This is a genomic window from Amycolatopsis sp. SID8362, from assembly GCF_010550475.1.
Taxonomy (GTDB): Bacteria; Actinomycetota; Actinomycetes; order Mycobacteriales; family Pseudonocardiaceae; genus Amycolatopsis; species Amycolatopsis eburnea.
Genome location: NZ_JAAGNB010000820.1, coordinates 1 through 11,144, shown reverse-complemented (window position 1 = coordinate 11,144; position 11,144 = coordinate 1). Strand labels below are relative to the sequence as shown.

Annotated in this window: 1 protein-coding gene; it reads left to right on the top strand. The window is 74.4% G+C overall.

Annotation, left to right across the window (positions count from 1 at the left end; translation table 11 throughout):
• Nucleotides 1-11,144 (top strand): non-ribosomal peptide synthetase (locus G3I65_RS25020; RefSeq protein ID WP_160698263.1); only part of this gene is annotated, 11,144 nt, incomplete at both ends.

Genomic DNA, 11,144 nt, shown 5'->3' with positions numbered 1-11,144 from the left:
AGGCCGCGCCGCGCGCCGACGAGGCCGCGATCCCGGCGACCCCGCCCGCCGAGGTCCTGCCGCTGTCGCCGGCCCAGCGGCGGCTGTGGTTCCTGGACGAACTGGCCGGCGGCAGCGCCGAGTACAACACCGGCGTCGGCCTGACGCTGACCGGCCCGCTCGACGTCGAGGCCCTGCGCGGTGCGCTGGCGAACCTCTGCGCCCGCCACGAATCGCTGCGGACGACGTTCGATTCGGTCGACGGCGAGGGCGTGCAGCGGATCGCCTCTACGGGCGAGATCCCGTTGCGGATCAACGAAACCCCCGCGGACGACGACGTCCTCGCGGCCGAGCTGGCCACCCCGTTCGACCTGCGCACCGGGCCGCTGACGCGGGCCGTGCTCTACCCGCAGGGTTCCGACGAGCACCTGCTCGTGCTGTGCCAGCACCACATCGTCACCGACGGCCGCTCGATCGGCATCCTGACCGGCGAGCTGCTGGACCTGTACGCGGGCGCGACCCTTCCGCCACTGCCGCTGGGCTACCGCGACTACACGCGCTGGCAGCAGAGGTCCGATGTGGACAACCAGGCTGCGTACTGGCGCGAGCGGCTCGACGGTGTCGAACCGCTCGGCCTCCCGACCGACCGGCCGCGCCCCGCGCAGCGCGACACCGCGGGCGCGGTCCACCACCACGACCTGCCCGCTGGTCTCGTGCGCCGGGTCACCGAAGCCGGACGGCCGTGCGGGGCGACGCCGTTCATGGCGCTCACCGCGGCCGTGCAGCTGCTCCTGGCGGCCTACGGCGGGCAGCGCGACATCGCCGTCGGCACCGCCGTCGCCGGGCGCGACCGGGCCGAACTCGAACCCTTGACCGGCTTCTTCGTCAACACCCTCGTCCTGCGGTCCGAAGTGGACGGCGAACAGTCCTTCGAGGACTTCCTCGGCGCGTTCCGGGAAACCGTGCTGGAGGCGTTCGCGCACGGCGAAGTCCCGTTCGACCGCGTCGTCGAGGAGGTGCAGCCGGACCGCGATCCGTCCCGGACCCCTCTGGTGCAGGCCGTCGTCGTGCTGCAGACGCCGCTGGTGCAGCCGCGCGAGGTGGCGGGGCTGCGGGTGCGCGAGCACGACCTGCCGCGGCCGTCCGCCCGGTTCGACCTGGTGATCGAGTTCTGGCCGCGTGACGACGGCCTGCGCGTCACCGTGGAGTACGCGACCGCGCTCTTCGACGCCGTCACCATCGCCAGGCTGACCGCGAGCCTCGAAGTACTCCTCGAAGGCATCGCCGCCGACCCCGCAGCGCCGGTGGATGCGCTGCCGCTGCTCACCCCGGACGACCGAAGGTTCCTGCTCCCGGCCGCGGTCGACGCCACCCCGCGGGACACCGTCACCGCGCGGTTCGACCGCGTCGCGGCCGAGCACCCGGACGCGCCCGCCGTGGTCTTCGGCGACGTCCGCTGGGACTACGGCGAGCTGCGGGCCCGCTCGGACCGGCTCGCCCGGCGGCTGGTCCGGCTGGGCGTCCGGCCGGAGGACCGCGTCGGCGTGCTGATGGACCGCTCGCCCGACCTCGTCGTGGCCCTGCTGGCCATCCTCAAGGCGGGCGGCGCCTACCTCCCACTGGACCTGCGCGCCCCCGCCGACCGGCTGCGGCTGCTGCTCGACGGTACGGATCTCCTGCTCACCGACGACCGGTGGCACGACACCGCGACGACCGTCCACGACGGACAGACACTGGCCGTGTCCGATGTGGGCGAAGACGCGAGTGCACCCGAAGTCGCGCTCCACCCGGACAATCTGGCCTACGTCGAGTACACCTCCGGGTCGACCGGCCTGCCCAAGGGTGTCGCGGTCCGGCACGCCGACGTGGTCGCGCTGGCCGCCGACCCGCGGTTCGCCGGTGACGCCCACGAGCGCGTGCTGGTGCACTCGCCGCTGGCGTTCGACGCGTCCACCTACGAGCTGTGGGTGCCGTTGCTGACCGGCGGCACCGTCGTCGTCGCCCCGCCGGGGGACCTGGACGCCGACGCGGTCCGGGCGCTGGTCACGGCCCACGGGGTCACCGCGATGTGGCTGACGGCGGGGCTGTTCCGCCTGTTCGCCGAGGAGGACCCGGAGTGCTTCACCGGGCTGCGGGAGGTCTGGACCGGCGGGGATGTCGTCCCGCCGGACGCCGTGCGCCGCGTCCTGGCCGCCTGCCCGGGTCTGGCCGTCGTCGACGGGTACGGCCCGACCGAGACCACGACGTTCGCGACGGCCTTCCGGATGACCGGCGCGGTCCCCGAGGTGGTCCCGATCGGCGCCCCGCTCGCCGGCATGCGCGGGTACCTGCTGGACGAGCACCTGCGCCCGGTGCCACGCGGGGCGCTCGGCGAGCTGTGCGTCGCCGGACCCGGTCTCGCGCGCGGGTACGCCGGGCGGCCCGGTGCGACCGCCGACCGGTTCGTCGCCTGCCCGTTCGGGGTTCCCGGCGAGCGGATGTACCGCACCGGCGACCGCGCGCGGTGGCGCACCGACGGGACCCTCGAATTCGCCGGCCGCGCCGACGACCAGGTCAAGATCCGCGGCTTCCGGGTCGAACCGGCCGAAGTGGAACGCGCGCTGGCCGCGGAAGCGGCGGTGACGCAGGCCGTGGTCGTGGTGCGGGCCACCGGCGGCCGCAAGCGGCTCATCGGGTACGTCGTCCCGGCCGACGGGGCCACTGTGGACACCGAGGCACTGCGCCGCGCGCTGGGGCGCACGCTGCCGGACTACCTGGTCCCGTCCGCGATCGTCGTGCTGGCCGGATTGCCGTTGAGCGCCAACGGGAAGGTCGACCGGCGGGCCCTGCCGGAACCGGCGGTCGACACCGGGGGCCGCGCGCCCCGCACCGCGCGGGAGGCCGTGCTCGCCGGGATCTGGGCGGAGGTGCTCGGCGTCGAACGCGTCGGCGCCGACGACAACTTCTTCGCACTCGGCGGCGACTCGATCCTCAGCATCCAGGTCAGCGCCCGCGCCCGGCGGGCTGGGCTCGAAGTGACCACCGCCGACCTGTTCCGGCACCAGACGATCGCGGCCCTGGCCGCGGTGGTGACCGAAGCGGGGGCGGCGCCGGTCCGCGGGCCGGTGTCCGGCGCCGTGGTGCCGACACCGATCCAGCGCTGGTTCTTCGAGACCGTCCGGGTACCGGACCGGTTCGACCAGGCGATCTCGGTCGAGCTGGCCGAGGGCGTCGACGAAGCCGCCCTCACCGGCGCGTTCGCCCGGCTGACAGAACACCACGACGCCCTGCGCACGCGGTTCGGCCGTGACGACGGCGCCTGGCGGCTGGAAAACGCCGCCGCGGACGACGGTCACTCGCTGCTGCGCTGGTCGCTGTCGGGCCGCGTGCTGCACCTGTCCGCGCACCACCTCGTCGTCGACGGGGTCTCCTGGCGGATCCTCCTCGAGGACCTCGAAACCGCTTACCGCGGCGGGGACCTCGGCCCGCGGACGACGTCGTTCCAGGAGTGGGCCGCGAGGCTGTCCGCGCACGCGGAGGCCGGGGGCTTCGACGACGAACTCGATCACTGGCGCGCGTTGCCGGCCGCCACACCGCTCCCGGTCGACGGCAGCGGGCTCAACACCGTCGCCGAGGAGCGCACGGTCACCGTCCGCCTCTCCGCCGAGGAGACCCGGGCGCTGCTGCGGCAGGTGCCGGACGTCTACCGCACCCAGGTCAACGACGTCCTGCTGACCGCGCTGGGCCGCGTGCTGCGGGACTGGACCGGCGAGGTGCCGGTGATCGACCTGGAAGGCCACGGCCGCGAGGAACTGTTCGACGGCGTCGACCTGTCCCGGACGGTCGGCTGGTTCACCAGCCTGTACCCGGTCGCGCTGGACGTCCCCGAAGACTGGGGCGCGGCACTCAAGTCGGTCAAGGAGCAGCTGCGCGCGGTGCCGCGGCGGGGCATCGGGTACGGCGCCCTGCGGTACCTGACCGGGACCGCGCCGGCAGTCGACCCGCAGGTGAGCTTCAACTACCTCGGCCGGTTCGACCTCCCCAGCGGGCTCTACGCGGGCCCGCCCGGCGACGTGTCGCTGGACGCCGACCTCGCCGGCCGCCGCCCGCACCTGCTCGACGTCGTCGGCCAAGCCGACGTCGACACCCTCCGGTTCACCTGGCACTACGCCGAAACCGTGCACTACGAGGCCACCGTCGCCCGGCTCGCCGAGAGCTTCCTCGCTGCCCTGCGCGGGATCATCCGGCACTGCGCCGAGCCCGGCGCGGGCGGCCGCACGCCGTCCGACTTCCCGCTCGCCCGCCTCAGTCAGAATGTGGTCGACGCGCTCGGCGCGGACGTCGAAGACGCCTATCCGCTGACCCCGATGCAGGCCGGGATGGTCTTCCACGGGCTGGCCCGCCGCGGCGACCGCAACTACTTCGAGCAGATCTCCTTCACCCTCGACGACGTCCCCGACCCGCGACGGCTCGGCGAAGCCTGGCAGCGGGTCGTCGACCGGACGCCGGTGCTGCGCAGCCGGATCGCCTGGGAAGGCGTACCGGAGCCGGTGCAGCTCGTCCAGCGGACCGCCGAGGTCCCGGTGTCCTACCCGGACTGGTCCACAGTGGACGCCGACGCGGAGCTGGCCCGGCTGCTGGAGACCGACCTCGCCGAAGGGCTCGACCTAGCGCGGGCCCCGCTGATGCGGCTCGTCATCGCGAAGGACTCGGCCACCTCGGTGCGGGTCGTGTGGACGTTCCACCACGTGCTGCTCGACGGCTGGAGCGTCTTCGGCGTCCTGTCCGACGTCCTCGCGGTGCTGCGTGGTGAGGAGCCGCCTGCCCGGCGGCCGTTCCGCGACTACGCCGAATGGCTCGCCGCGCAGGACGACGAGCGCGCCGAAGCCCACTGGCGGGCCGAACTCGCGGGCGTGACGCCGACGCCGCTGCCCGGCGGCCGGACCGCCGCCCGCGCACACACCGCCAGCTCGACCGGCCGCGTCCCGGTCGAACTCGACGACGAGACGTCGGCCGCGGTCCAGGCCTTCGCGCGGCGGCACCACCTCACGGTCAACACCGTCGTGCAGGGGGCATGGGCGGCGCTGCTGGCCCGCTACAGCGGCGAGACCGAGGTGTGCTTCGGCGCCACGGTGTCCGGCCGCCCGGCCGAGCTGCCCGGCGCGGACGACATCGCCGGCCTGTTCATCAACACGCTGCCGGTGCGAGTGCGGCTCGACCGCGACCGCGGGGTCGCGGACTGGCTGCGTGACCTGCAGGCGAACCAGGCGGAGGCCCGCCGGTTCGGCCACCTCGGCCTGACCCGGCTGCAGGCGCTCGGCGGCAGCTCCGGGCAGAGCCTCTTCGACAGCATCGTCGTCTTCGAGAACTACCCCGCCGCCGAGGTGCCCGGCCTGCGGGACGTCCGCGCGGCCGAGCGCACGAACTACCCGCTCGGCGTCGTCGCCTACCCCGGCCGCCGGCTCTCGCTGGTGCTGAACCACGACCCGGACGTGATCGCCCCCGCGCTCGCCGAGCGGCTGGCGCACCACCTCGCCGCGCTGGTCCGCGGGTTCGCCGCGGCTCCGCACGAGCCGGCGAGCCGGATCCCGATGCTGTCGGCCGCCGAGACCCGGCAATTGCTGGAGGAGCGCAACGCGACCGCGTGCCCGCTCCCCGGCGGCTCGTTGCCGGAGCTGTTCGCCGCCGCCGTCCGGCGTGACCCCGGCGCGATCGCGCTGGTCACCGACGACGAGTCCGTCACCTACGCCGAGCTGGACGCGTGGTCGAACCGCCTGGCCCACCGGCTGCTCGACCTCGGCGTCCGGCCGGAAGACCGGGTCGCGGTGCTGATGGACCGCTCGCCCGCGCTCGTCGCCGCGGAGCTGGCGATCGTGAAGGCCGGCGGCGCCTACCTCCCGCTCGACCTGCGTGCCCCGGCCGACCGGATGCGGCTGCTGCTGCGCGAAGCCGGCGCCGAAGTCCTGGTGGCCGACCGGAACTGGCTGGCCACCGCCGAGGACGTCCACAGCGGAGTGATCGTCACCGGCGCGGACAGCGCCCCGGCGACGCCGCCCGCGGTCACGACCCACCGCGACCAGCTCGCCTACGTCATCTACACCTCCGGGTCGACCGGGACGCCCAAGGGCGTGGCCGCGCGGCACCGCGACGTCGCCGCGCTGGCCGCCGACCGGCGCTTCGCCGCGCACGACCGCGTCCTGCTGCACTCCCAGCAGGCCTTCGACGCCGCGACCTACGAGCTGTGGGTGCCGCTGCTCAACGGGGGCACCGTCGTGCTCGCCCCGCCCGGCGACCTCGACGTCCACACGCTCGGCCGGGTGCTCACCACCCACGGCGTGACCGGCGCGTTCCTCACCACCGGCCTGTTCCGGCTGGTCGCCCAGGAAGCGCCGGAGGTCTTCGCCGGGGTCCGCGAGGTCTGGACCGGCGGGGACGCCGTGCCCGCGGTCGCCCTGCGCCGCGTCCAGGCCGCGTGCCCGGAGACGCTCGTCGCCGACGTCTACGGGCCGACCGAGACCACGACGTTCGCCACCGTGCACCCGCTGCCCGGCGAGGTCCCCGACGTCGTGCCGATCGGCGCGCCGCTGGACAACACCCGCGTCTACGTCCTCGACGACGAGTTCCGGCTCGTCCCGCCGGGTGCGCCCGGCGAGCTGCACATCGCCGGCGCCGGGCTGGCCCGCGGCTACCTCGGCCGGCCCGGCCTGACCGCCGAGCGGTTCGTCGCCGACCCGTTCGGGCCGCCGGGGGAGCGGATGTACTGCACCGGCGACCTCGTGCGCTGGGACGACGAGGGCGCGCTCGAGTTCGTCGGCCGGGTCGACGAGCAGGTCAAGGTGCGCGGCTTCCGCGTCGAGCCGAGCGAGATCGAAGCCGCGCTGGGCGAGCACCCGGACGTCGTGCAGGCCGCGGTGCTGGCCCGCGCGGACGGCGGCGTGAAGCGGCTGGTCGCCTACGTCGTCGGCGAGACCGAAGGCCTGGCCGAGTTCCTGGGCCGGACCCTGCCCGACTACATGGTCCCGGCCGCGTTCGTGAAGCTCGACCGGTTCCCGGTCAACGTCAACGGCAAGCTCGACCGCCAGGCCCTGCCCGCGCCCGACTTCGGCGGCCACGACCACGTCGCGCCGCGGACCGACCGCGAGCGGGAGTTGACCGCGATCTGGGCCGAGGTGCTCGGCGCCGAGCGCGTCGGGGTCACCGACGACTTCTTCGAGCTGGGCGGGGACTCGATCCTCAGCATCCAGGTCGTGTCCCGGGCCCGGCGCGCCGGGCTGGAGCTGCTGCCCGGCGACCTGTTCACCCACCGCACCCCGGCCGCGCTGGCGGCCGCGGCCCGCACCACCGCCGAAGCCGTCGAACGCGGCCCGGTCAGCGGTCCGGTCCCGCTCACCCCGATCCAGCGCTGGTTCTTCGCGACCCAGACCGCCGAGCCGGCGCACTTCCACCAGTTCGTCCATTTAGGACCCGATTCGGTCGATCTCGCGGCGGCCCGGAAAGCCGTGGACGCGTTGCTGGAGCACCACGACGCCCTGCGCATGCGGTTCACCGGCGAGCAGCAGGAGAACGGCCCGGTCGGTGCCGAAATCCCGTTGGTACGCCTCGACCTTTCCGCCCACGACGTCCGGCTGGCCGTGCACCACCTCGTCGTCGACGGGGTCTCGTGGCGCGTGCTCGCCGAGGACTTCGACCGCGGTTACGCCCAGGCGCTGAAGGGTGAGCCGATCGACCTCGGGCCGCGCACGACGTCGTTCCGCGAGTGGGCGACCCGGCTCACCGAGCACGCGGCCGCCGGCGGTTTCGACGACGAACTCGGCCACTGGCAGGCGGTGGCCGGGGAAACCTCGGTCCCGGTCGACGGCTCCGGGTCGAACACCGTCGCGTCGATGCGCTCGGTCACCGTTCGACTCTCCACAACGGAGACCGAGGCGCTGCTGCGCGAGGTGCCCGCGGCCTACCGCACGCAGGTCAACGACGTGCTGCTGACCGCGCTCGGCCGGGTGCTGCGCGACTGGACCGGCGGCACGCCCGTCGTCGACCTCGAAGGCCACGGCCGCGAAGACCTCTTCGACGGCGTCGACCTGTCACGGACGGTGGGCTGGTTCACCAGTGTCTTCCCGGTCGCACTCGACGTCCCGGACGACTGGGGTGCGGCACTCAAGTCGGTCAAGGAACAGTTGCGCGCGGTGCCCCGCCGGGGCATCGGCTACGGCGCCCTGCGGTACCTGACCGGGACCGCCCCGGACATCGACCCGCAGGTGAGCTTCAACTACCTGGGCCAGTTCGGTTCCGGCCGGCTGGAATCCGACGAGAGCCCGCGCTCGGTACGGGCGCACCTGCTCGACGTCGTCGGCCGCGTCGAGGCGGGCGAGCTGGAACTCACCTGGTACTACGCCGAGGGCGTGCACCGGCAGTCCACTGTGGAACACCTCGCCGCTGGGATGGCCTCGGCGCTGGGCGAGATCATCCGGCACTGCACCCGTCCGGGCGCCGGCGGCCGCACGCCGTCGGACTTCCCGCTGGTGCGCCTCGACCAGTCCACAGTAGACGAACTGGCCGGGGACGGCCGGGCCGTCGAGGACGTCTACCCGCTGACCCCGATGCAGAGCGGCATGGTCTTCCACGCCCTCGCCCAGCGCGAGGAGCGCGTCTACTTCCAGCAGGTCGCCTTCGTTCTCGACGGCGTCGACGACCCCGAGGCGCTCGCGCGGGCCTGGCAGCGGGTCGTCGACCGGACGCCGGTGCTGCGCTCGCGGATCGTCTGGGAAGGCGTACCCGAGCCGGTGCAGGTCGTGTTGCGGCAGGTCACCGTCCCGGTCACCCACCTCGACTGGCGGGGCGCGGACCAGGAGCAGGCGTGGCGGGACGTCGTCGCCGCCGACCGCGCCGAAGGCCTCGACCTGACCGCGAGCCCGCTGCTGCGGCTGACCCTCGCACGGCTGTCGGACACGGAAGTCCGGGTGCTGTGGACGTTCCACCACGTGCTGCTCGACGGCTGGAGCGTCTTCGGCGTGCTCTCGGACGTCTTCGCCGCCTACGCCGGTGGTGAGCTGCCCGAGCGGCCGCCGTTCCGGGACTACGTCGCCTGGCTCGGCCGCCAGGACGACGCCGAGGCGGAACGGTACTGGCGCGGCGAACTCGGCGACCTCGCCGCGCCCGCGCGGCTGCCCTTCGACCGCGCGCCGGCCCACGCCCACGCGACCCGCTCGTCCGAGTGGCTGCGAGTGCCGGTGGACAGCTCGGCCCGGCTGCAGGACGCCGCCCGCCGCGCGGGCCTGACGATGAACACCGTGCTGCAGGGCGCGTGGGCGCTGCTGCTGTCCCGGCTGAGCGGCGAGCGTGACGTCTGCTTCGGCACCACGGTGTCCGGCCGCCCGGTCGACCTGCCCGGGGCCGACGGGATCACCGGCATCTTCATCAACACTCTGCCGGCGCGGGTCACCGCGGACCGCTCGCCGGTCGCGGACTGGCTCGCCGCGCTGCAGGCCCGCCAGGTCGAAGCCCGCCGCTACGGCCACCTGCCGCTGACGAAGCTGCAGGCGTGGAGCGGCACCACCGGCAGCCTCTTCGACAGCCTCGTCGTCTTCGAGAACTACCCGGTCGACGCGGCCGCCGGGGCGGCGCAGGGGCTGCGGCTGCGTGACGTCGACGCCGCCGAGGCGACCAACTACCCGCTCAGCGTCGTCGCCTCGCCGGGGGAGCGGATCACCCTCGACGTCGGCTACGACCCGGACCTGTTCGAGCCCGCGACGGCCGAGCGGATCGCCCGGCAGCTCACCGGCGTCCTCGACGCGTTCGCCGAAGACCTGCACCGCCCGCTCGACGGCATCGACTTGCTCACCGCCGCCGACCGCCACCAGGTGCTCGTCGCCTGGAACGACACGGCCCACCCGGTACCGGACGGCACTCTCGCCGGCCTGTTCGCCGCGCAGGTGGCCCGCACCCCGGACGCTGTCGCGCTCGACGGCGACGACGTCCGCCTGACCTACGCGGAGCTGGCCGACCGCGCCGGGCAGCTGGCCCGGCACCTGGCCGCGCTCGGCGCCGGGCCGGAGACGGTCGTCGGCGTGCTGCTGGACCGCTCGGTGGACCTGGTCGTGGCCGAACTCGCGGCCGTGCTGGCCGGGGCGGCGTACCTGCCGCTCGACACCCGCGCGCCGGCGCCTCGGCTGAAGACGTTGCTGACCGGCGTACCGATCCTCGTCACCGACGAGGCTCGGGCCGCCACCGTGGTCCACAGTGGACACGTGGTGCTGCCAGGCGGGCCGCGCGCCGAAGCTCCGGTGCGGCAAGCGGTTCCGGACAACCTCGCGTACGTCATGTACACCTCGGGTTCGACGGGCAAGCCGAAGGGCGTGGCGGTCCGCCAGCGCGACGTCGTCGCGTTGACCGCCGACCGGCGGTTCGCCGCGCACGAGCGGGTGCTGCTGCACGCCTCCCCGGCCTTCGACGCCTCGACGTATGAGCTGTGGGTGCCGCTGCTGAACGGCGGCACGGTCGTCGTCGCCCCGCCCGGCGACCTCGACGTCGAGACCTACCGGCGGATCATCGCCGAGCACCGCGTCCAGGGCGCGTTCTTCACCGTGGGCCTGTTCCGGCTGCTGGCCCAGGAGGCCCCGGACACCTTCCGCGGCATGCGCGAGGTCTGGGCCGGCGGCGACGCCGTCCCGGCCGCCGCGGTCCGCCGGGTGCGCGAAGCCTGCCCGGAGACCACCGTCGTCGACGGCTACGGCCCGACCGAGACGACCACGTTCGCGACCTCGCACCCGATGCCGGGCGCGGTACCCGACGCCGTCCCGATCGGGAAGCCGCTGGACAACATGCGGGCCTACGTCCTCGACGCGGACCTGCGGCCGGTGCCGCCGGGCGCGCCCGGTGAGCTGCACCTGGCCGGCGCGGGCCTGGCGCGCGGGTACTTCGGCGACCCCGGCCTGACCGCCGACCGGTTCCGGCCCGACCCGTTCGGGCCGCCGGGGGAGCGGATGTACCGGACCGGCGACCTCGTCCGCTGGACCGCCCGCGGCGAGCTGGAGTACACCGGCCGCGCCGACGAGCAGGTCAAGGTCCGCGGGTTCCGGATCGAACCCGGCGAGATCGAGGCCGCGCTGGCCGCGCACCCGGGCGTCGGCCAGGCCGCCGTGCTGGCGCGGGAGGACCACGGGATCAAGCGGCTCGTCGCGTACCACACC